This is a genomic window from Rhodococcus sp. 008 (assembly GCF_001682295.1).
Classification (GTDB): Bacteria; Actinomycetota; Actinomycetes; order Mycobacteriales; family Mycobacteriaceae; genus Rhodococcus_F; species Rhodococcus_F qingshengii.
Genome location: NZ_CP012749.1, coordinates 6,455,986 through 6,479,115, shown reverse-complemented (window position 1 = coordinate 6,479,115; position 23,130 = coordinate 6,455,986). Strand labels below are relative to the sequence as shown.

The window sequence follows — 23,130 nt, the reverse complement described above, 5'->3', positions numbered from 1 at the left end:
CCGGTCCGTTCGGTCGGTACCGGGGCAGAATTGTGCCCGCGTGAGAACTGGGTCAGGGACGTGAGTCGCGGATGCGGGTGAGCGCCTTGCGGACGACTTCGGGGTTGGTCGTCTCCCAGAACGGCGGCAGTGATGCGCGAAGGTAACCCGCGTATCTCGCCGTGGCCAGACGCGGATCGAGCACGGCCACCACACCTTTGTCGTCGGTGCTACGAAGCAGGCGACCCACGCCCTGTGCCAGGAGCAGCGCCGCGTGATTGGCCGAGACGCTGAGAAAGCCGTTACCGCCATGGGATTCGATGGCTTGTTGGCGAGCCATCAACAGTGGGTCGTCCGGGCGTGGGAACGGAATCCGGTCCAAGATGACGAGGCTCAGCGATGGGCCAGGGACATCGACGCCCTGCCACAGGGACAACGTGCCGAACAGTGACGTGGGTTCGTCCTTGGCGAAGGCCTTGACGAGGGTGCCGGTGGCGTCGTCGCCCTGGCACAGGATGGGGGTGTCGAGGCGTTCGCGCATCGCCTCCGACGCGGCTTTGGCGGCGCGCATCGAGGAGAACAAGCCGAGGGTGCGTCCGCCGGCGGCCTCGACGAGTTCGGCGATCTCGTCGAGATAGACAGGGGAGAGGCCGTCGCGGCCGGGCGTGGGCAGGTGGCGGGCAATGTAGATGATGCCGGCCTTTGCATGGTCGAAGGGCGACCCGACGTCGAGTGAGTTCCAGCGGAAAGCCGAAGCGTCAGAGGGTGCTTCGGTGCCGATGGCGGTACCCGAGTCGGGGCGCGCGGACGATTCCGCAGGAAGACCCCAGTTGACGGCGAGACCGTCGAACGATCCGCCGACGGTCAGTGTCGCGGAAGTGAGAACGACGGTGGATTCGGCGAACAGTCGCGAGCGCAGCAATCCGCCGACCGAGAGCGGAGCCATCCGGACGGAGCGCCGCACCGATCCGCGGAACTCGTCCGAGGACAGCCAGACGACGTCCTTGCGCTTGGCCGGGTCGGGTTCGTCGAAAGCGGTGAGAATACGCACTGCACTGTCGTGGACGTCGTCGACGGACGAGAGTGCGGCGTTGCGGGCCGCAGCGGCTTCGGGATCTGCAGCAGCCATACCCGGTTTGGCCGGACCGATAGCGGTGCGCAGCGACCAGGCCGCGTCGCGGATCGCAGCCAGTGCGGGTGCCGCCCCGTCCGGGAGGCCTTCCCAGCGACCTGGGCGCAATTCCTCGAGGAGTCCAGCCCACCCCTCGCCGGCAGCTTCGAGGCGATCGGCATCCTGCTCTTCGGCGATCTTGCCGCAACGCCGGGCCGCGGCACTGATCGACGCGGCAGTGAGATCGGCCGTGGCGACGCCGGTGACGCGGTCGACCAACTCGTGGGCCTCGTCGATCACCACGACGTCGTGGTCAGGCAGGATCTGGATGCCGGTGATGGCGTCGATCGCGAGCAGTGCGTGGTTGGTGACCACTACGTCGGCCTTCGACGCCTCGACTCGGGCGCGCTCGGCGAAGCAGTCCTCACCGACCGGGCACTGGTTCTTACCGATGCATTCGCGGGAGGTGACACTGACCTGCCGCCACGCCTGATCGGATACGCCCGGCACCAATTCGTCCCGATCACCGGTTTCGGTGTCGGAGGACCATTCGGTGAGGCGGACGACCTCCCGGCCGAGACGCGAGACCGTGAACGGATCGAACAACTCGTCCTCGGGTGGCTGCTCGGACGCGCCGGTATGGATCTTGTTCATGCACAGATAGTTGTTGCGGCCCTTGAGGATTGCGAACTCTGCGCGTCGGCCGAGTGGCTTCTTCAGGGCATCGGCGAGTCGAGGCAGATCTCGGTCGACGAGCTGACGCTGCAGCGCGATGGTGGCGGTGGACACGACCACGGTGCGTCCCGATTCGACCGCGTGGCGCAGGCTCGGAACGAGGTAGGCGAGCGACTTACCGGTACCGGTGCCGGCCTGGACGGCCAGATGCTCGCCGGTGTCGATCGAGTGCGCCACGGCGGACGCCATCGTCAGCTGACTGGTTCGTTCGGCACCGCCGAGCGACCGCACCGCTGTCTGGAGCAGTTCGGGAACGTTCGGGAGTTGATCGGCCACCCACGAAGGTTAATGGATCCCTACGTCAGAAACGTCCACGGATGATTCCCGGGGTGGTTCCCCGGCATTCGAGTCTTCTTGCGACGAGGCCTCGTCTCGCCCGATCAGCTGCACTCCCGCCTCCCGCATCTGCACCAATGCCGACTCGATCGTGGCGGTCGACACACCAGCGGTGAAGGGGAGAAGGACAGTCGTGGCGAACCCCGCGCGCGCGGCATCGACGGCCGTGGCCTTGACACAGTGATCCGTGGCAATTCCGATCACGTCGACGTCGGTGATCTCGTGGGCGCGGAGCCAGTCCTCGAGCGTCGTGCCGTCCTCGGCTGCTCCTTCGAAACCGGAGTAGGCCGCGCTGTAGGCGCCCTTGGAGAAGATCGCCGACCCGGCGACGGAAGCGTCGAACGCCGGATGGAACTCGGCGCCGGCTGTCCCGACGACGCAGTGAACCGGCCAGCTGTCGATGAAGTCGGGATTCTCGGAGAAGTGCGCCCCAGGGTCGATGTGGAAATCGCGAGTCGCGACTACGGCGTCGTACTCGTGGGAGTTGACGAAATCGTTGACGGCTCCCGCAACCGCAGCACCGCCGTCGACTGCAAGAGCTCCACCTTCACAGAAATCGTTCTGAACGTCGACAATTATCAGTGCTTTTGCACTCACTGGTGCTCACCTCCGGTGAATCGAACGGGCACAGCCGAGTCTCCGCGCGAGAGCTTGAGGCCTTCCCACGGCAGGCTCACGAGCCCTGCCTTCAGAACTGCTCTGCTCTCTTCGAGCGTCGGCGCGCTGTCGACGACCTTGCCTTCGCGAACCAGCGGGATCAGCAGTTCGGTCGCGCCGTCCGCCTCGGAGACAGGTGACGGTGATCCGGCGGGGTAGATGACTTCTTCGACGATCGTTCCGGTCGGACGCACTACGCGCAGTGCCTTCTTTGCGCCGCCGCGAGATGCCTTGTTGGTGCTTCTCTTCTCGACCGCGATTCCGTCGACCTCGACAAGTTTGTAGACCATGCCGGCGGTGGGGGCGCCTGATCCGGTGACCAGGGAAGTGCCGACGCCGTACGAGTCGACGGGTTCGGCGCGCAGAGCCGCGATCGCGTACTCGTCCAGGTCGCCGGAGACGACGATGCGTGTTTTGGTAGCACCGAGATCGTCGAGTTGTTGGCGTACCTGACGAGCAAGAACGCCGAGATCGCCGGAGTCGATGCGAACCCCGCCCAGCTCGGGACCGGCAACGGCGACAGCCGTTTTCACACCCTCGGTGATGTCGTAGGTATCGACGAGCAACGTGGTGGATACGCCGAGTGCCGCGACCTGACCGCGGAATGCTGCTGCCTCGTCCGGACCGTCTTCGGTGGTGTGCAGGAGCGTGAAGGCGTGCGCGCTGGTACCTGCGCTGGGTACGTCGTGACGCCGCGCGGCTTCGAGGTTGGAGGTGGCGTCGAAGCCGGCGAGATAGGCGGCACGTGAAGCGGCGACGGCGGCCTGTTCGTGTGTACGACGCGAGCCCATCTCGATCATCCGTCGACCGCCCGCTGCGCTCACCATGCGGGCTGCGGCCGAAGCGATCGCGCTGTCGTGGTTGAGGATCGAGAGAATCAAGGTTTCGAGGATGACGCACTCGGCGAACGTTCCGCGGACCGAGAGGATCGGTGATCCGGGGAAGTAGAAATCTCCCTCGCGGTAGCCGTCGATGTCACCGGAGAATCGATAGTTGCGCAGCCACTCGACGGTCGTGTCGTCGAGAAATTTTGCAACGATCGCCAGTTCAGGTTCACCGAACCGGAACTGCTCGAGTGCGTCGAGAAGGCGCTCGGTACCGGCGACGACGCCGTAGCGACGGCCGTCTGGCAGCCGCCGTGCAAATACCTCGAAACTGCAGTTGCGGAAGGCAGATCCGTCGGCGAGAGCCGCCGAGAGCATGGTCAGTTCGTACTGATCGGTGAGCAGTGCGGTGCTGGCACCGGCGTCGCGGATGTCGGAAATTTGCGTAGGCACGCACACAACTCTATGCGCGAGACGACGTGGGTGGGTGTTGTCGCCTCTCGTCGCGCCGTACCCTGGATACATGGTTTTCGGCGGCGCGACCGTGTCCGGCACTTACTCGGCGAACGTAACGATGAGAGGCGCTACGGCTTCCTCTCCTCAAGCCACGCCCGAGCAGTCGGAGGCTGTTTCGACCATCGAAGCCGCAGATCGGCCCTGGGTGACCATCGTCTGGGACGACCCGGTCAATCTCATGCATTACGTGACTTACGTGTTCCAGAAGTTGTTCGGCTACAGCAAAGCCAAGGCCACCGACCTGATGATGCAGGTCCATTCGGAAGGCAAGGCCGTGGTCTCGAGCGGTTCGCGCGACAAGATGGAGGCCGATGTTCGTCGCCTCCACGCTGCCGGTCTCTGGGCCACGATGCAACGCGACGACACCTGAGAAAAGCACTTTTTCGACCGATTTGTTCGCCTAACTCGTAGACGGGAGTCCGACGCGTGCGGACGTGGAGTAGGAAGAGTTCACTCGGCGGAGTGAAGTTCAAGTCCGAGATGGACGGCCACGAGGCGGCGGTTCTGCGCTCGCTCGTGGAGTCGGTGACCGGGCTTCTCGACGAGCGTGCGTCTTCGGCGCCGCAAGACGAGCTCGCCGCGCTGACGGGCCTTCGTACCGGAAATTCGGAGACGCCCGACAATCCGGTATTGGCGCGTTTGCTGCCCGACTTCCAGCGCACCGATCCGGACAAGGTCGCTCCGGACAGTGACGATCTCGACGACGCCGGTGCCAATGTCAACGGCGCGCTGCGCAGTTTGCACGAGCCCGAGATCATCGATGCCAAGCGTGAGTCCGCTCGCATGTTGTTGGCTTCGCTTCCGGAGGCCGGCGGCAAGGTTGTTCTCACGCAGGAACAGGCCGATGCGTGGCTGTCCTCGCTCAACGACGTCCGTCTCGCGCTCGGAACCAATCTCGGCATCGACGCCGACACACCGGAGAGCCTCGAACCCGACGACCCGCGAGCCCCGCATCTCGACGTCTATCACTGGTTGACGTGGATGCAGGACTCCCTCGTCCAGGCGCTCATGCCATGACCACAACGCGGACCGGGCCCACTGATTCACTGACAGATGTCGCCGGCCTCGCCGTCGGTCATCACCACAAGCTCGACGAGGGAGCCACTCTCGGAAGCGGCGCAGCCACCGGCTGCACGGTCGTGCTCGCGTCGGCCGGTGTGGTCGCCGGAGTCGACGTCCGGGGCGGCGGTCCGGGTACCCGCGAGACCGATCTGCTCGACCCGAGCCATTCGGTCCAGCAGGTCAATGCCGTGCTGTTGACCGGCGGTAGTGCCTACGGACTTGCCGCGGCCGACGGAGTGATGCGCTGGCTCGAGGAACACGATCACGGGATCGCGATGGGCGCTCCCGGCCAGGTGGTACCGATCGTGCCCGGCGCCGTGATCTTCGATCTGCCGGTGGGGGACTGGACCGTTCGTCCGACCGGCGATTTCGGATTCCTCGCTGCCGACACTGCTTCGCGCGAATTCGCCACGGGCACGGTCGGCGCGGGGGTAGGTGCCAGAGCCGGAGCGCTCAAGGGTGGGGTGGGAACGGCCAGCGTCGTGATCGCCGACGGCCCCGCCGAGGGGACGACGGTCTCCGCCTTGATCGTGGCGAATCCGGTGGGTTCGGTCTTCGACCCCAGAACAGGCCTGCCGTGGGGCGTCGGCTCGGACGGCGCGGAGTCGTTCGGCCTCAGGCTCCCCGACGCGTCCGAACTCGCGTCGGCCAACGCCGTTGCAGCCAAGGGAACCGTCCTCAACACCACGATCGGTGTGGTCGCCACTGACGCCGCCTTGACGAAAGCCGGGTGCCGACGCGTCGCCGTCGCAGGTCATGACGGCCTGGCCCGAGCGATTCGGCCCGCACATTCGCCGCTCGACGGCGACACGATCTTTGCGCTCGCCACCGGTGATCACACTCCGAATTCGGAGATCACGGTTCCGGACGCTTTCCCGAACGATCTGCCGATACTCGACGCGGTGTGCGCGGCTTCGGCCCAGGTGGTCGAACGTGCGATCGTCACAGCGATTCTCGACGCCACGTCGGTAGCCGGAATCCCGAGCTACCGCGAACTCTTCCCGTCCGCATTTCTCTAGGCAGCACTCCTGGAATCGGCGGTAATCTCGAATTGAGCCTGGTCGCGAGTGACCGGATCAGAAGACCGGATCGACGGTGGAGGACGCACACGATGACGATGGATTTCAACAGTCCGGACTTCGGCACCCGGACGCCGGCACCGAAATCCGGTCCGCCCTCGGTGTGGAAGCAGTCGGCCGTGTTGGTGGGCGGCTTCGCGATCCTGCTCTACGTGATCGAGATCGTGGATGTCATCTCCGGTCAGAATGTCCAGAACGCCGGCGTCACCCCGCGCACGCTCGACGGCCTGTGGGGAATCCTGTTCGCCCCGGTGCTGCACGACGACTGGGGTCATCTGATCGCCAACACCATTCCGGTGCTGATCCTCGGATACCTCGTGCTGGTGTCGGGAATTGCGCGAGGACTCGCGGCGACCGGCATCATCTGGGTGATCGGCGGCGTCGGGACCTGGTTGTTCGCCGGCTCGAACTCGAATCACGTCGGTGCGTCCGTGCTGATCTTCGGCTGGGTCACCTACCTGTTGGTGCGCGGGTTCTTCACGCGGAGCTTCACACAGATCCTGATCGGCGTTGCCGTCTTCGTCGTGTACGGCGGAGTGCTGTGGGGCGTTCTGCCGAGCGATCCACGGGTTTCCTGGCAAGGACATCTGTTCGGAGCGATCGGCGGCGTGGTGGCCGCCTGGGCGCTCACGTCGGGGGAGAGGGCCAAGCGCGCCGGGTCGGCGCCGGCCGTTCGACCACCGAGTTTCTGAACGGACGTGGGTCACACCCTCACTGCGGTGTGACTTCGACGCGCCAAAACCACCAAGAGCTTTTTCCCAGACGGGTAGACGTGGCAGCATGACCGGTATGCGCATGACCGTCCTGGGGTGTTCCGGCAGCGTCACGGGTCCGGATTCACCGGCTTCGGGATACCTGCTCACGGCACCGGGAACTCCGCCGCTCGTGATCGACTTCGGCCCGGGAGTTCTTGGGGCGTTGCAGCGATACGCCGATCCGGGCGAGGTGACGATCCTGCTTTCGCACCTTCATGCGGACCACTGTCTCGACATGCCCGGCCTGCTCGTCTGGCGTCGCTATCACCCAAACCCGCCGGTCGGCCGGGCTCTGGTTTACGGCCCCACCGACACCGCGTGCCGCATCGGAGTGTCCTCCGCCGAGTGCGCCGGCGAGATGGACGACATCTCCGACACCATCGACGTCCGGCTCTGGGCCGAGAACGAGCCGGTGACGTTCGGTGAACTGAGCGTCGTCGCCCGCCGGATGAATCATCCACCCGAGGCTTACGGTTTCCGGATCACCGGCGCCGACGGCCGCGTCCTCGTCTATACAGGCGACACCGGTATGTGCGACAACGTCGTCGAACTCGCGCGTGGTGCAGACGTGTTGCTCTCCGAAGCGTCGTGGACCGACAGTCCGGATCGCCCCGAGGGAGTTCACCTCTCCGGTAAGGAAGCCGGCCGTGTGGCTGCCCTCGCCGGCGTCAAGGAACTTCTCCTCACGCACATCCCGCCGTGGACGTCGCGTGAAGACGTGATCGCCGAAGCGAAATCCGAATTCTCCGGACCGGTCCATGCCGTCTCCGCCGGAAGTGTCTACGACATCTGATTCCCCTCACATTCGGTGCAGCGCTCACCGGGCGACCGCTAGGCTCACGAAGGTGACTACACGAGAAGACGGTAGGGCGGACGACGAGCTCCGCACGGTCAAGATCACCCGCGGGTTCACCAGTCATCCGGCCGGCTCCGTTCTGGTCGAGTTCGGGAACACTCGCGTCATGTGCACGGCCAGCGTCGAAGAGGGTGTACCCCGCTGGCGCAAGGGCTCCGGCTTGGGTTGGCTGACAGCCGAATACGCGATGCTTCCCGCCGCCACGCACACACGCAGTGGCCGCGAATCGGTCAAGGGCAAGGTCGGCGGCCGCACGCAGGAGATCAGTCGACTCATCGGCCGATCACTTCGAGCGTGCATCGATCTCGCGGCGATCGGTGAGAACACCATCGCCCTCGACTGTGATGTCCTCCAAGCCGACGGTGGCACTCGCACCGCGGCAGTGACGGGGGCATACGTGGCCCTGGTCGACGCCGTGACGTACCTGCGCGCAGCCGACCTGCTCTCCGACCCACAGCCCATCTCGTGTGGCATAGCGGCCGTCAGCGTCGGCGTCGTGGACGGACGAGTGCGTCTCGACCTTCCGTACGAAGAGGATTCGCGTGCCGAGGTCGACATGAATGTCGTGGCCACCGACACCGGCACGCTGGTGGAAATTCAGGGAACCGGTGAGGGCGCCACCTTCCCACGCTCGACGCTGGACAAGCTGCTCGACTCCGCTCTGGCTGGTTGTGAGCAACTTTTCGAGATCCAGCGTCAGGCGTTGGCCGAGCCGTATCCCGGGGTGCTACCCGAACCGAAGAATCCGGAACCCAAGAAGAAGTTCGGTGCATGAGCTGTGAGCGTACGAGTACTGGTTGCCAGCCGAAATGCCAAGAAACTGAAGGAACTTCACCGGGTGCTCGACGCAGCTGGAGTGAACGGAATCGAACTGGTCGGGCTCGACGAGGTCCCGCCGTTCCCCGAAGCCCCCGAGACCGGAGCGACGTTCGAGGAGAATGCGCTCGCCAAAGCGCGTGACGGAGCAGCTGCAACCGGAATGCCTTGCATCGCAGACGATTCCGGTGTTGAGATCGACGCACTCAACGGTATGCCGGGTGTGCTGTCCGCGCGGTGGTCGGGTACTCACGGAAACGACGGCGCCAACACGGCTCTGGTCCTGGCTCAGCTGGGAGACGTGCCGGACGAGCGTCGAGGCGCGGCATTCGTCTCCGCCTGTGCACTGGTGATCCCTGGCGGCGACGAGACCGTCGTGCGCGGCGAATGGCGCGGGGTGATCGGCCGCGAACCAGCCGGCGACGGCGGCTTCGGATACGACCCCATCTTCCGTCCGGACGGCGACACCCGCTCGGCCGCAGAACTCACCCCGGCCGAGAAGGATGCGGCGTCACATCGAGGGCGCGCGCTCGTGCAGCTCGTTCCGGCTCTGGCGGCGCTGGCCGGCTGAACCGAATCCGAAAAGTAGAGCCCTGAACGCGTCTGCGTTCAGGGCTCTACTTTTTGGAACTCTCAGAGCTGATAAGCCTGCTTCACCTGGGCAGTCCGCTTGTGCTCGAACACGAACGACAGGAACGGGATCGTGCCGGCGAGCGCGGTGGCAACCGTCGTACCGGGCTTCCACCGGGCCTTGATCGCCAAGTCGATCGTGAACACGAGATAGAGCATGTAGAACAGGCCGTGGATCTGGCCGATGTAGAACAACCACGACGGTGCGTCCGCCGAATTGTCGAGAATCAGGTACTTGTAGACCATCTCACCGGTCAGGAACAGCAGCCAGAGGCCGGTGATCCAGGCGAGAACGCGGTATCGGACCAGCGCCGACGCAACCTTCTTCTGCTTTTCTGCGTTGACTGCGGGGGTAGCGATGCTCGCTTCCGAACCGGTACTCACGTCGTGCTCCTATCGGACTCGCGAGCGGCGAGCTGCGCAAGGTAGTCGTTGTATTCCAGCATTTGGCGGGCTTCAGGGTCGTCGACGTCGAGGTTCACATCGTCGAACTCGGCCCGCGGGCGTTGCGGCAAGAGGTCGGCGGGAATCTCACGCGGCTCCGCGGCGGCTTCCTCGGCTTCGGCCTCTTCGGGGTCCACGTCTTCGAGCTGAACGAACTTGCGATACGCGTACACGACAAACGCCGCGAACAGCGGCCACTGAAACGCGTACCCGAGATTCTGTCCCGAGCCTCCGACGGCTTCGAAGCGCTCCCACTGCCACCAGCCGAGCGCGAGGCAGCCGGCAGCTGACACGATGACCAGCAGAATCAGCGCAGGTCGGCGTTTAGTAGCGTTCTTGGACACACTAAGACGGTACCTGAGAGCTATAGTGCCTCGCCCTGCGATCTCCGACACGGTGTCGTAGAAGCCGTGCCACGGCGTGTCGTAGGAGCCGTGCCACGGCGTGTCGTAGGAGCCGTGCCACGGCGTGTCGTAGAGGCCGTCCCGCAGCACCTGTGCGCTATGCCCATCCTCACCCGCAACGCCAGGGCACTGAACACATTCTCCCGGCTGTGCTGCATCGATAACCTCGGCGCGTATCCGAAAGCAGGGGAGTGTTTCATGCACATCAGAGTGATTCGCCCGGTCATCGACACCACACTGACTCCGGCGGTGACAGCCGAGGTGGAGCACTGGGCGGCGCCCGGCACGACGGTCGACGTCGTTTCGCTGCCTACCGGTACGGTGAGCATCGAGTCCGAGTACGACGAGGCACTTGCCGGCCCCGGGATCGTGCAGCGGGTCGAGGAAGCGGCAGTCGACGGCGTCGACGGTGTGTTCATCACGTGTTTCGCCGATCCCGGAGTGCATGCCGCCCGAGAGGTCATCGACGCTCCGGTGGTCGGCGGCTTCGAGCCGTCATTTCTGACAGCGATGAGTCTGGGCGATCGCGTCGGTGTCGTGACCATCCTGCCGAACGTCGTGCCGATGCTCCGATCGCTCACTCGGCGGTATGGGCTGGACAATCGGCTGGGCAGTATTCGAGTCGTGGACATGCCGGTGCTGGGCCTCACCGATCGGGAGGAACTGATCGATCGACTGGCCGCTCAGGCGTCTGCGGCAGTGGAGAACGGCGAGGCCGACACCGTCGTTCTCGGTTGCACCGGGATGCTCGGTGTGACCAGTGCGGTCCGAGACAGGCTGCATGGCAAAGGGATTCACGTTCCGGTTGTGGATCCGACGGCCTCGGCGATCACCTGGTTGGAGAGCTCGGTCCGTCTGGGGCTGACACCGAGTCGGACGACGTACATGACTCCACCGGTCAAGGATCGAAAGCGCTGACCTTGCTCACGAGAACCGAAAAAGCCCCGCCGGATCAGATCCGGCGGGGCTCTTCGTTGTGCGCGAGGGGGGACTTGAACCCCCACGTCCTGAGACACTGGAACCTAAATCCAGCGCGTCTGCCAATTCCGCCACTCGCGCGCGGAATTCAAAGGATACGCGAGTGGAATCGCTCGCGGGCACACCACCCTGGTCGGGATGCGCCCGCCCGCTCTCAGGCCGTTTCGGCGAGTGGGCCCGCTGCGGGCGGCATGGTGGATTTCTTCGACCGGCGAGGTTGCTCGGCCGTGCGTTGATATCGCCACGCAGCGTGGGTGAGCGTTTGAACATCGACATCGAGATGTTCGGCAACCGCAACGAGCAACTCGGCTGCGTCGGTGCTCGACAACAATTCCTCACCACTGCTTGCTTCGGTGGCGAACCGTGCAAGTAGATCTATCGAAGTTACCGTCAACTTCCCGGACAGGAACACCAGCGTCTCGAAGGTCCTGGGGCCGAGCCCCGGAACGTAGACAACTGCCGAACGGAGGCTTTCGGTGTCCTCGACGTCGGCACTGGACCGGCAACCGGATTCGACGAGCGCCTTGGCCGCGCGAGCCGCACCCTCGGCTTTGGTGAAGTAGTTGCCCGGCACGCGCTGGCGATTGCCGAGAATCGTTGCGAGCTCGTCGCCACGGTCGGTGAAGGCGGCGAGAGCGGGCAAGCTGTCGAGGCGATCGTCGGCGGCTACCGAGCGGTGTGTGCGCCAACGGTCGACGACGGCGCGGACTCCGGTCTTCGGTGTTCCATAGGCGGCGCGCGACGAGAAGATCGCATCGAGAAGGGCGGCTTCGGACTCGCGCGGCCATCCCTGATTCCAATGCGGCCACGCCTCGCGCGGAAGCTCGGCGCCGATGAATTCGGCCGCTCTGACTACGTCTGTGTCTTTCATGATTTCTCCCCCCGAGAAGTTGTCCGGTGTGGACGCGCTGAACGTAGCGAGGGAGTCCGACAAATTTGTGGCCCGGAACGCACGGGATCGACCGTCCGTCAAGGAGGTCACGAATTGGTAACAATAAATATGAGGGGTTCCTCAGGTTTCTGAAAATCCCGGTAACAGTCCCAGGCAGGGCGTTCGCGACCTACTCGCGAGTCACTTTCTCGAAGTCTCGTGAGGAAGATCACGGCCCCGAAAGTCCAGATTTCCAGGGTGCCGACAAACGTGAGGAAATCCTCATGATTCTGTGTAAACCTTGTCTTGCACGAACGCCCTGACTCCGTCGATTCTCTCGACGAATTCGCGAGCACTTCAGCCGGGCAGCACACCGCAAATCCCACCTCGCCGCAGAGGTGACCAGGAGAGGACGTACGCGTGACGATCGATGACACGACACCTACAGGAAACGGACGCGACTCGAAGGGTGGGCGCCGTTTCGGCGTCGATGGGGGACAGTCCCGCACGACCAGCAAAGGTGCCCTCGTCGATTCGCTGAACAACGGCGTTTCCTACGCAATCGCTTTCGGTGGACAGGGCGCTCCCTGGCTCACCTCGCTCGAGGAGCTCAGCCGTGACAACGGCCTGGAGCCCGTTCTGACCGATCTGGTCAATGACGCAGCCGCACGCCTCGCGCCCGTCGCACAGGATCTCCTCGTGGTTCGCCCGGTCGGATTCGATCCGATCGCGTGGATGCTCGAAGCCGAGATCGTCGACGAAGAAGAAGGTGAGAAGTCGGCCGGGCCTTCCGCTGCCGCGCTCACCGCAGCTCCGGTGTCACTCCCCGGCGTCTTCCTCACGCAGCTTGCGGCGTTGCGTGCACTCTCCGCTCAGGGTCTGGATGTAGCCGGTAATCCGCCGGCTGCCGTCATCGGCCACTCGCAGGGCCTTCTGGCCACGGCTGCCGTAGCCGCGCAGGGCAACGACGACGGTGAACTCCTCGCCGTCGCACAGCTCGTCGGTGCTGCTGCCAGCTTGGTCGGCCGTCGCCGCGGCGTCATCGCCGGCGCCTCCGCGAAGCCGATGGTTGCGGTCTCGGGCGTCGATCCCGAGCGTCTCGCCGCCGTCGTCGCCGAGCTTGCCGAGGGTGTGGCGCCTGAGCGCGCGGCTGTCCTCGCTATCCGCAACGGCCGTCGCCGCGTCGTTCTCGCCGGGCCGCCCGCTCAGCTGGCACGCGTGCAAGAGCGTTGTGAACAGATCGAAGCCGAGGAAGCCCGCGAGCGTGAGGGTAAGAAGCGTGGCGGTTCCGTCTTCGCGCCGTCCTTCGATCCGCTCGACACCGAAATCGGCTTCCATCACCCCGCATTGACCGAGGCCGTCGAACTCGTCGGCAGCTGGGCGACCCGTTGCGGTCTCGACGCGGACCGTGCGCGCGAACTTGCGCAGGGTGTCCTCGTCGATCCGGTCGACTGGGTCGAGGCTGTCGACGGCGCAATCTCCGCCGGCGCCAAGTGGATTCTCGATCTCGGACCCAGCGATCAGCTGACCCGAATGACGTCCTCTTCGCTGCGTGGGCAGGGCATCGGCATCATCGCGGCCGCCACCCGCGGCGGACACCGCAATCTGCTCACCCCCGGTGCAGCACCTGAGGTCTCACGTTCGTGGTCCGAGTTCGCGCCGAAGCCCGTTGCGCTTCCCGGCGGCCGTATCGGCGTCGAGACCGCGTTCACGAAGCTGACCGGTCGTTCACCCATCCTGCTCGCAGGTATGACGCCGACGACGGTCGACGCCAAGATCGTTGCCGCGGCAGCCAATGCCGGTCACTGGGCCGAGCTTGCCGGTGGCGGGCAGGTCACCGAAGAAATCTTCGAAGACCGTGTCGCAGAGCTGAAGATGCTGCTCGAGCCGGGCCGCGCGGTCCAGTTCAACTCCCTGTTCCTCGACCCGTACCTGTGGAAGCTGCAACTCGGTGGCAAGCGCCTCGTGCAGCGTGCCCGTACCGCCGGTGCTCCCATCGACGGCGTCATCGTCACCGCCGGTATCCCGGAACTCGAAGAGGCTGTTGCTCTCATCGACGAGTTGTCCGAGATCGGCATCACCAACATTGCATTCAAGCCCGGCACCGTGGCGCAGATCCGCTCCGTGATCCGCATCGCCAACGAGGTTCCGAACTTCCCGGTCATCGTCCACATCGAAGGCGGCCGCGCCGGCGGACACCACTCGTGGGAAGACCTCGACGACCTGCTCCTCGACACGTACGCCGAGCTGCGTACACGCCCGAACCTGGTCATCTGCGTCGGTGGCGGCATCGGAACACCCGAGCGCGCAGCCGATTACCTGACCGGTCGCTGGTCTGCCGCAGCCGGTTTCCCGGCCATGCCCGTCGACGGCATCCTGGTCGGCACCGCAGCCATGGCGACTCTCGAGGCCACCACCTCTCCCGAGGTCAAGCAGCTCCTCGTCGACACACCCGGTACGCCGGACTGGGTCGGTGCAGGTACCGCTGAAGGCGGAATGGCCTCCGGCCGTAGCCAGCTCGGTGCCGACATCCACGAGATCGACAACGCGGCTTCGCGTACCGGGCGCCTCCTCGACGAGGTTGCCGGCGATTCCGAGGCAGTGGCCGAGCGCCGCGACGAGATCATCGCCGCCCTCGACGTCACCGCCAAGCCGTACTTCGGCGACGTCGAGACCATGACGTACGCACAGTGGCTGCGCCGCTACCTCGAGCTGACCGTCGGCATCGACGCGGCGAAGGAATTCGACTGCGGCGCCGATCTTCAGGACGCCATCGTCGAGGCGACGTCTAGCCCGTGGCTCGACATCACCTGGCGTGCTCGCTTCGGCGAGATGCTCCAGCGCACCGAGGCGCGTCTGCACCCGGTCGACCGCGGCCCGATCCCCACGCTGTTCGCTGACGCCGAGACCCTCGAGCGCCCCGAGGCTGCAATCTGCGCACTGCAGGCGTCGTACCCGGACTACTCGACCACCGTTCTGCATCCCGCAGACGTCTCGTTCTTCATCTCGTTGTGCAAGACGCCGGGCAAGCCGGTCAACTTCGTTCCCGTCGTCGACGGTGACGTGCGTCGTTGGTGGCGCAGCGACTCCCTGTGGCAGGCACACGACCCCCGCTACACCGCCGATCAGGTTTGCGTCATCCCCGGCACCGTTGCCGTCGCCGGCATCACCCGTGTCGACGAGCCGGTCGGTGACCTGCTCGATCGCTTCGAGAAGGCGACCTACGACGAATTGGTTGCTGCCGGAACCACTCCGGTTGCACTCGCGAGCCGTCGCCACCAGGATTCCGCACCCGGACTTCTCGACGCCGTTCTCTCGGCTCCTGACCTCCAGTGGGCCGGCCGCCTGACCCAGAACCCCGTCCGTCGTCTCGGCGACCTCGACGAGTGGAGTGCAGAGTCTGCCGACAAGGCAGTTCACGGCACCACCGGTTCCAGTCTGACCGTCGTCGATTCCTCGCACGTGCTGCTTTCGGTTCCGTTGGTGGCAGGCAAGTCCGTCGACATCACGATCACGATCCCCGAGTCCGTCGTCGACGGCGGCGCTCCGGTTGTCACCGAAGCCGATGCCGAAGGTGCGATGTCCGCGCTCCTGGCAGTTGCTGCCGGACAGGAACTTCCGACAGTCAAGAACGGCAAGGCTCGCCTCAACGTCGCGTGGGTTCCCGATCGCATCGCCGATCACGCCGGTGTCACCGGTTCGGGTCTGCCCACCACGCTCAGTGTCAGCGGCAAGGCTGTTCCGGACGTCGTCGTCGGAGCATGCTGGCCTGCAGTGTTCGCAGTCCTCGGCGCAGCCAAGCTCGACAGTCTTTCCGTTATCGAAGGCATGCTCGACCTGGTCCACCTCGACCACACCGTCGACTTCGTCGGTGAACTTCCCTCCGAGACAAGCATTCTCGTGGTCAATGCCGAGGTCGCCTCGGTTCTCGACACCGACCTCGGTCGTGTCGTCGAGGTCAAGGTCGAGGTCGGTGCCATGCTCGGCGAGGGCCTCGACGCCCCCGCAGTCGTCACCATGACCGAGCGTTTCGCGATCCGCGGACGCACCGGTGCAGGCGAACTCGCCGACCCGGCTCGCGCCGGTGGATCGATCAGCGATGCGGCTGTCGACACCTCGCGGCGTCGTCGCCGTGACGCGAAGATCCTCGCGCCGGTCAGCATGGGCGCGTTCGCTCAGGTTTCCGGTGACCACAACCCGATTCACACCTCCGACAACGCCGCTCTGCTGGCCGGCCTCGGAACCCCGATCGTGCACGGCATGTGGCTCTCCGCCGCAGCGCAGCAGGTAGTCACCGCAGTCGACCCGGCCGAGACCCGCGTCCCGCCGCGCCGCCTGACCGCCTGGACCGCTCGCTTCCTCGGGATGGTTCGACCCGGCGCCGAGATCGACGTCCGTGTCGATCGTGTCGGTATCGACCAGGGCGCGGAAATCGTCGAGGTCGGCTGCCGCATCGACGGTGAACTGGTCATGGTCGCCACCGGCCGCACCGCCGCGCCGAAGACCGTCTACGCCTTCCCCGGCCAGGGCATTCAGCGCCCGGGCATGGGCCTCGACGCTCGCGCACGCTCCAAGGCCGCCCGCGACGTCTGGGAGCGCGCGGACAAGCACACTCGTAAGGCACTCGGATTCTCGATTCTCGCTGTCGTGCGCGACAACCCGGTGACCATCAAGGCCCGTGGTGTCGAGCACAGGCATCCCGACGGTGTCCTGCACCTGACTCAGTTCACCCAGGTGGCCATGGCCGTTCTCGGTGTTGCCCAGGTTGCCGAGCTGCGCGAATCCGGAACCTTCATCGAGGATTCCCTTCTGGCCGGTCACTCGGTCGGTGAGTACAACGCACTCGCTGCTGTCGCCGAGGTTTTCCCGCTCGAAGCACTTCTCGAGGTCGTCTTCCAGCGTGGCTCCGCCATGCACCAGCTCGTTCCCCGTGACGAAGCCGGACGCTCCGACTACCGCATGGCCGCTATTCGCCCGTCGCAGATCGGTGTTTCCGACGACGACGTGCAGGGCTTCGTCGCCGGTGTCGCCGAGACCTCCGGAGAGTTCCTCGAAATCGTCAACCTGAACCTGCGCGGCAGCCAGTACGCCATTGCCGGTTCGGTAGCCGGTCTCGACGCACTCGAGGTCGAAATCGATCGTCGCCGAGCAGAATTCGGTGGCAAGCGGGCATACATCCAGGTTCCCGGCATCGACGTGCCGTTCCACTCCACCGTCCTTCGCGGTGGCGTGGCGGACTTCCGCGTGTGCCTGCAGGACTTGCTCCCGCACGACATCGATCCGGACATCCTGATCGGCCGCTACATCCCGAACCTGGTTCCGAAGCCGTTCTCGCTGCGTCGTGACTTCGTTCAGGAAATCGCCGACCTGGTGCCGTCCGAGCCGCTGCAGGAAGTCCTCGCAGACTTCGACAGCTACGCAACGCGCACTCACGCGTTGTCCCGCATCATCCTGATCGAGCTGCTGGCTTGGCAGTTCGCCAGCCCGGTCCGTTGGATCGAGACGCAGGACCTGCTCTTCGGTGACGAGTCCGAAGGTGGACTCGGGGTCGAACGCTTCGTCGAGATCGGTCTCGGCGCTGCCCCGACCGTTGCAAACCTCGCGTCGCAGACCCTCAAGCTGCCGGGCCGCTTCGGCTACCCGGTCGAGGTTCTCAACGTCGAGCGCGAAGCCGCGATCGTCTACGGCACCGACGTCGACCCCGCTGTCGATGACGACGACGAGATCGAAGCGCCTGCCGCGCAGGCTGCTCCGGCCGCCGCGGCCGCTGCTCCGGTTGCCGCTGCCGCGCCGGCTGCACCTTCGGGTGGACCGCGTCCGGACGACCTCACCTTCAAGGCGCCCGACGCCACGAAGGTCCTGATCAGCCTGTGGACCAAGCTCCGTCCCGATCAGGTCGGCCCCGCGGACACGATCGAGGCACTGTGCGACGGCGTTTCCTCGCGTCGCAACCAGCTTCTGGTCGACCTCGGCTCCGAGCTCTCCCTCGGTGCCATCGACGGGGCCGCAGACGCCGACATGGGCTCCCTGGGGGCAACCGTCGACAAGCTCGCCCGTACGTACAAGCCGTTCGGACCGGTGCTCTCCGATTCGATCAACGATCACCTGCGCAAGGTCTTCGGCCCCTCGGGCAAGCGTCCCGGCTACATCGCCGACCGCGTCAAGAAGGTCTGGGAGCTGGGCGACGGCTGGGCACACCACGTCACCGCAGCAGTGGCTCTCGGTACCCGTGACGGCGCCAGCATCCGCGGCGGCGACCTCGGTGGCCTGAGCTCCGGCGCACTGGCCGACGCTGCAGCAGTGGACGCAGTCATCGACAGCGCAGTTGCCTCGGTCGGGTCTGCTCGCGGAGTCAGCGTCTCGTTGCCGGCTACCGGCGGCGGAAGCGGCGGAACCGTCGACGCAGCCGCTCTGGGTGAGTTCACCGAGAACATCACCGGTCGCAACGGCGTTCTGGCCTCGGCCGCACGCCTGGTACTCGAGCAGCTCGGACTGAACGAAGAAACGGCAGTCGCGACGGTCGAGGACACCGAACTGGTCGACCTGGTCTCGGCTGAACTCGGCTCCGACTGGCCGCGTCTGGTTGCTCCGGCATTCGACGCGCAGAAGGCCGTTCTGCTCGACGACCGCTGGGCAAGTGCGCGTGAGGATCTCGCTCGCATTTGGCTCGGTGACACCGCGTTGTCGGTCGAGAACTTCATCGGTGCCGGCTCCACCGTCGCCGCACAGGCGAAGTGGTGGGCCACCCGTGCAACCGACGAAGGCCGCACCGCACTCGCCGAGGTCTACACCCGCATCGCTGATGCGGCTGCTGCGGCAGAATCCGACGCACCCGAGTGGGCAGGCGAGGTCGCAGTAGTGACGGGCGCCAGCAAGGGTTCCATCGCGGCAGCGGTCACGGGCAAGCTCCTTGCCGGTGGCGCAACGGTATTCGTGACCACCTCGCGACTCGACGGTCAGCGTCTCGGCTTCTACCGCGACCTGTACCGCGAGAATGCTCGCGCCGGTGCCGCCCTCTGGGTGGTTCCCGCGAACATGGCGTCGTACACCGACGTCGACGCACTGATCGACTGGATCGGCAACGAGGCCACCGAGAACGCAGGCGGCGCAAAGAAGCTCATCAAGCCGGCCATGACGCCGACGATGCTCTTCCCCTTCGCAGCTCCCCGTGTCGGCGGCGAACTCTCCGACGCCGGCGCTCGCGCCGAAATGGAAATGCGCGTGCTGCTCTGGTCGGTGGAGCGCCTCATCGGCGGTCTGTCGAAGATCGGTTACGACAGCGACGTCGACACGCACCTGCACGTGGTGCTGCCCGGTTCGCCGAACCGCGGAACGTTCGGCGGCGACGGTGCTTACGGCGAGGCCAAGGCTTCGCTGATCGCCGTGGTCAATCGCTGGAAGGCCGAGCGCAACTGGGCCGAGCGGGTCACGTTGGCACATGCGGTCATCGGTTGGGTTCGCGGAACCGGACTCATGGGTCACAACGATCCGATCGTCGACGCAGTCGAAGCTGCGGGCGTCCGCACCTGGTCCACCCAGGAGATGGCGACCGAACTGCTGAAGACGGCAACCCGCGAGTCGCGGCGCGCTGCTGCCGAGGCTCCGCTCGAGGTCGACCTGACCGGTGGGCTCGCCGAGGCGAACCTCGACCTCGCCGCACTGGCTAAGGAAGCTGCCGAGGTGGCCGAGATCGCCGAGGCTGTCGACGAAGCAGTGGACGAGTCCAGCATCCTGGCGCTGCCCGCGCCGGCTCGCATCGACGACTCGGTCAAGGCTCCGAGCTGGCCCGAACTGGACGTCACCCCCGCGGACCTCGTGGTCATCGTGGGTGCCGGAGAGCTCGGACCCTACGGTTCCTCGCGTACCCGCTTCGAGATGGAGGTCGACGAGCAGCTCTCTGCCGCAGGCGTTCTCGAATTGGCGTGGAACACCGGACTCATCGTCTGGGAGAACGACCCCAAGCCGGGCTGGTACGACGTCGAATCCGGTGACCTGGTACCCGAGGCGGAAATCGCCGACAAGTACCACGACGCAGTCGTCGAGCGTTGCGGCATCCGTCGTTACGTCGACGAGGGCGCGATGATCGACAACACCGCTCCGCTGCTCACCTCCGTGTTCCTGGACAAGGATCTGAGCTTCGTGGTCGGCAGTGAGGCAGAGGCTCAGGCCTTCGTCGAATCCGATCCGGAGAACACGACGGCGACGGTTTCCGCCGAGTCCGGCGACTGGACGGTCACCCGCCGCGCAGGCACCGAGATCCGCGTCCCGCGCAAGATGAAGCTGACTCGTAGTGTGGGCGGTCAGATTCCGACCAACTTCGACGTCACCAAGTGGGGCATCCCCGCCGACATGGCAGATTCGGTCGACCGCGTCGGCCTCTGGAACATCGTCGCAACGGTGGACGCCTTCCTCACCGGCGGCTTCACTCCGAGCGAACTGCTCCGCTGGGTACACCCGAGCCTGGTCGCCAACACGCAGGGCACCGGCATGGGCGGCATGACCTCCATGAGGAGCCTGTACATCGACACGCTGCTCGGCGAGAACCGTCCGAACGACATCCTGCAGGAAGCGCTGCCGAATGTCATTGCAGCGCACGTCGTTCAGTCGTACGTCGGCGGTTACGGCGCGATGGTTCACCCCGTCGCCGCCTGCGCCACGGCAGCGGTATCCGTCGAAGAAGGCGTCGACAAGATCCGACTCGGCAAGGCGCAGTTGGTTGTTGCCGGCGGGTTCGACGATCTGAGCACGGAAGGCATCATCGGCTTCGGCGACATGTCGGCCACTGCCAAGACCGAGGACATGCATGCCAAGGGCATCGAGGATCGCCGCTTCTCGCGGGCCAACGATCGTCGCCGCGGCGGATTCGTCGAGTCGGCCGGTGGCGGAACGATTCTCCTCGCTCGCGGTGACCTGGCACTCGAGATGGGTCTTCCCGTCCTCGGTGTGGTCGCCTGGGCCGGATCGTTCGCCGACGGTGTCCACACCTCGATCCCGGCACCGGGACTCGGAGCACTGGGCGCCGGACGTGGGGGAGCGGATTCGCAGCTCGCACTCTCGCTCAACGCACTCGGCGTGAGCGCCGACGACATCGCCGTGATCTCCAAGCACGACACCTCCACTGCCGCCAATGATCCCAACGAGGCAGAGCTGCACGAGCGCCTCGCCGGGGCATTGGGACGCAGTGAAGGCGCGCCGATGTTCGTGGTCTCGCAGAAGAGCCTGACCGGTCACGCCAAGGGTGGTGCCGCAGCCTTCCAGCTGATCGGGCTCTGCCAGGTACTGAGCCAGGGCATCGTCCCGCCGAACCGCAGCCTCGACTGCGTCGACGACAAGATGGCCGAATTCGAGCACCTCGTGTGGGCACGTCAGCCGCTCAAGTTCGGTGAGCATCTTCCGCTGCGCGCGGGCCTGCTGACCAGCCTCGGCTTCGGTCACGTCTCCGGACTGATCGCAGTCGTGCACCCGCAGGCATTCGTCGAGTCGGTTCCGGCCGACAAGCGTGACGCCTATGTTGCTGCGGCCCAGCAGCGGACGATCGACGGTCAGCGTCGCCTCGCGAAGGCGATGTGCGGTGGCGACAGCCTCTACGAGCGCCCGGCGGATCGTCGCCTCGGTGCCGACGGAACGCCGGCCAAGGCGTCGCGTCAGCTCGAAGCGGACATGCTGCTGAGCGAGGACGCACGACTCGGCGCAGACCAGGTGTACCGCTCGAATCTGCCCGGCTGCAAGTAGTAGTCACGGTATGGGAGTTCTGGGTATCGGTTTCGACCTCGTGACGGTGTCGGAGTTCGCCGAGCAATTGAACAGGCCGGGAACGGCAATGCTCGACAACTTCACACCGGGCGAGCGTCGAGACGCCGCTACCCGGAGCTCCGAACCGGCACGACATTTCGCCGCCCGGTGGGCTGCGAAGGAAGCAGTGATCAAGGCATGGTCAACTGCTCTCTTCGCCGGCCCACCGGTGCTGGGGGAAATGATCCACAATCAGATCGAGGTCGTCTCGGACGCCTGGGGGCGCCCCGGCATCCGGCTTCGCGGTGACGTGGCCAAACACCTGACCGGAGTGAAGATTCATATTTCGCTCACGCACGACGGGGACATGGCGGGCGCTTTCGCGGTCATCGAATCCGACCCGGAGTAGCACTGCCGGACACGAAAGAGCCGGTCTCCCAAGGGGAGACCGGCTCTTTGTCGTTCGACTAGTCCTTCGTGCGGGATTCCTTCTCGGCGACGAGGAGATACGCGATCATCAACCTTTTCAGTTCGGCGACGGCGTCGGCATGCGACTGACCGTCCTGAACCGAGAAATTGAGCATCGAATACACCACGTGGACAAGAACTTCCGCCATCATCAGGCGACGATCTCGCCGCGTACGAGGCGTCAACGGGCCGAGCATTTTCGCTACGGTCTCGGCGAACTGCTTTTCGTGAATGACTCCGGTTGCCCGCGTGGACGGCGTCGACTGCATCGCCAGCCAGACCTCGCGGCGCGACGGATCAGACGTCCACAGCCCGGCCATGTGATCGACGAAACTGTTCAGGAACCGCAACCAGTCGAGCGAGGGTACTTCGCCGCCGAACTGAGCAAGCTCGTGCTGGACCCCGACGAGGTCCTGGCGGTTCAATTCGCACACGATGACGTACTTGTTCGCGAAGAACTGGTAAAGCGTCCCAATCGGGACGTCAGCACGTGCCGCGACTTCTTCACAGGTGAACGATTCGAAACCGACATCGGTGAGGAGTTCCCGTGACGCAGCCAGGAGTGCGTCGAATTTACGCTGGCTGCGCTCTTGCGTCGGACGCTTGCGCGGCAGCAGTTCCTGCGGTTCTTCGAGGCTCTGGGGATTCTCCAGTGCTGGGTCGACTCGTCGCCGCGCGCGGTGACGAGTCGTGGGCTGCACGTCTTCCAGGCTATCGGTGTTTTCTGTCGAATTTGGGACTTGTGCATTATCCGGTGTCATCGGCCACCTACTTCGGCGGTCGTGATCGGTCGAAACGCACCGCGCAGGTGCACGCACACGAGTCCCGATGCTGTTGCCACACCTCGATACTAGGTGACCAACTGTCCAGTAGCCGA

At 65.3% G+C, this 23,130-nt stretch carries 17 protein-coding genes and 1 tRNA gene; 10 read left to right on the top strand and 8 right to left on the bottom strand.

Annotated features, from left to right (window positions below; genetic code table 11):
• Positions 1-52: 52 nt before the first annotated feature.
• Genes AOT96_RS29880 through AOT96_RS29870 form a run of 3 tightly spaced genes read right to left on the bottom strand, consistent with a single transcriptional unit; the run spans position 53 to position 4,020 of the window.
• Entirely contained in the window at positions 53-2,101 is a 2,049-nt protein-coding gene (locus tag AOT96_RS29880; protein WP_058038870.1) for an ATP-dependent DNA helicase, read from the bottom strand.
• 9 nt (positions 2,102-2,110) lie between these two features.
• Positions 2,111-2,758 (bottom strand): nicotinamidase, encoded by a 648-nt coding sequence (locus AOT96_RS29875; RefSeq protein WP_042446164.1) that lies wholly within the window; start codon positions 2,756-2,758, stop codon positions 2,111-2,113.
• On the bottom strand, positions 2,755-4,020 hold the full coding sequence (locus tag AOT96_RS29870) for a nicotinate phosphoribosyltransferase (protein ID WP_371736655.1): 1,266 nt from the start codon (positions 4,018-4,020) through the stop codon (positions 2,755-2,757). Before AOT96_RS29870 ends, AOT96_RS29875 begins: the two co-directional genes overlap by 4 nt.
• Positions 4,021-4,216: 196 nt before the next feature.
• Between AOT96_RS29870 and clpS the strand changes: the two genes are divergently transcribed.
• The 7 genes from clpS (at position 4,217) to rdgB (ending at position 9,297) form a co-directional block, all read left to right on the top strand.
• Complete coding sequence (gene clpS, locus AOT96_RS35455) at positions 4,217-4,528, top strand: ATP-dependent Clp protease adapter ClpS (protein ID WP_037132099.1); 312 nt, start codon at positions 4,217-4,219, stop codon at positions 4,526-4,528.
• 56 nt (positions 4,529-4,584) lie between these two features.
• On the top strand, positions 4,585-5,175 hold the full coding sequence (aosR, locus tag AOT96_RS29860) for an oxidative stress transcriptional regulator AosR (protein ID WP_003945318.1): 591 nt from the start codon (positions 4,585-4,587) through the stop codon (positions 5,173-5,175).
• Positions 5,172-6,239 (top strand): P1 family peptidase, encoded by a 1,068-nt coding sequence (locus AOT96_RS29855; RefSeq protein ID WP_007733272.1) that lies wholly within the window; start codon positions 5,172-5,174, stop codon positions 6,237-6,239. Before aosR ends, AOT96_RS29855 begins: the two co-directional genes overlap by 4 nt.
• A 92-nt stretch (positions 6,240-6,331) precedes the next feature.
• Positions 6,332-6,991 (top strand): rhomboid family intramembrane serine protease, encoded by a 660-nt coding sequence (locus AOT96_RS29850; protein WP_007733273.1) that lies wholly within the window; start codon positions 6,332-6,334, stop codon positions 6,989-6,991.
• Between the two features lie 97 nt (positions 6,992-7,088).
• Positions 7,089-7,847: a cyclic nucleotide-degrading phosphodiesterase gene (locus AOT96_RS29845; RefSeq protein WP_007733274.1), complete on the top strand. Its 759-nt coding sequence runs from the start codon at positions 7,089-7,091 to the stop codon at positions 7,845-7,847.
• A gap of 52 nt (positions 7,848-7,899) precedes the next feature.
• Complete coding sequence (gene rph / locus AOT96_RS29840; RefSeq protein WP_003945332.1) at positions 7,900-8,685, top strand: ribonuclease PH; 786 nt, start codon at positions 7,900-7,902, stop codon at positions 8,683-8,685.
• Between the two features lie 3 nt (positions 8,686-8,688).
• Positions 8,689-9,297, top strand: a complete 609-nt coding sequence (rdgB, locus tag AOT96_RS29835) for an RdgB/HAM1 family non-canonical purine NTP pyrophosphatase (protein ID WP_019749148.1) — start codon at positions 8,689-8,691, stop codon at positions 9,295-9,297.
• A gap of 62 nt (positions 9,298-9,359) precedes the next feature.
• Here rdgB and AOT96_RS29830 read toward each other — a convergent pair whose 3' ends face one another.
• Positions 9,360-9,740 carry a DUF3817 domain-containing protein gene (locus tag AOT96_RS29830; RefSeq protein ID WP_003945334.1) on the bottom strand — a complete coding sequence of 127 codons (381 nt, stop codon included), beginning with the start codon at positions 9,738-9,740 and terminating at the stop codon, positions 9,360-9,362.
• Complete coding sequence (locus AOT96_RS29825) at positions 9,737-10,144, bottom strand: hypothetical protein (RefSeq protein ID WP_020970031.1); 408 nt, start codon at positions 10,142-10,144, stop codon at positions 9,737-9,739. The genes AOT96_RS29830 and AOT96_RS29825 overlap by 4 nt, the downstream gene beginning before the upstream one ends.
• 258 nt (positions 10,145-10,402) lie before the next feature.
• On the opposite strand from AOT96_RS29825, the gene AOT96_RS29820 reads away from it, so the two are divergent.
• A complete protein-coding gene (locus AOT96_RS29820; RefSeq protein WP_065352704.1) occupies positions 10,403-11,122 on the top strand; it encodes an aspartate/glutamate racemase family protein in 720 nt (239 codons plus the stop codon).
• A 59-nt stretch (positions 11,123-11,181) separates the two neighbouring features.
• Here the strand turns inward: AOT96_RS29820 and AOT96_RS29815 are convergent.
• Positions 11,182-11,263: transfer RNA gene (locus AOT96_RS29815), tRNA-Leu, on the bottom strand.
• Positions 11,264-11,336: 73 nt separating this feature from the next.
• On the bottom strand, positions 11,337-12,053 hold the full coding sequence (locus tag AOT96_RS29810; RefSeq protein ID WP_065352976.1) for a hypothetical protein: 717 nt from the start codon (positions 12,051-12,053) through the stop codon (positions 11,337-11,339).
• 420 nt (positions 12,054-12,473) lie between these two features.
• Between AOT96_RS29810 and AOT96_RS29805 the strand changes: the two genes are divergently transcribed.
• Complete coding sequence (locus AOT96_RS29805) at positions 12,474-21,785, top strand: type I polyketide synthase (protein WP_065352703.1); 9,312 nt, start codon at positions 12,474-12,476, stop codon at positions 21,783-21,785.
• A 10-nt stretch (positions 21,786-21,795) separates the two neighbouring features.
• Complete coding sequence (gene acpS, locus AOT96_RS29800) at positions 21,796-22,194, top strand: holo-ACP synthase AcpS (RefSeq protein WP_003945362.1); 399 nt, start codon at positions 21,796-21,798, stop codon at positions 22,192-22,194.
• Positions 22,195-22,252: 58 nt separating this feature from the next.
• Here acpS and AOT96_RS29795 read toward each other — a convergent pair whose 3' ends face one another.
• Complete coding sequence (locus AOT96_RS29795; protein ID WP_003945379.1) at positions 22,253-22,954, bottom strand: TetR family transcriptional regulator; 702 nt, start codon at positions 22,952-22,954, stop codon at positions 22,253-22,255.
• Positions 22,955-23,130 lie beyond the last annotated feature (176 nt).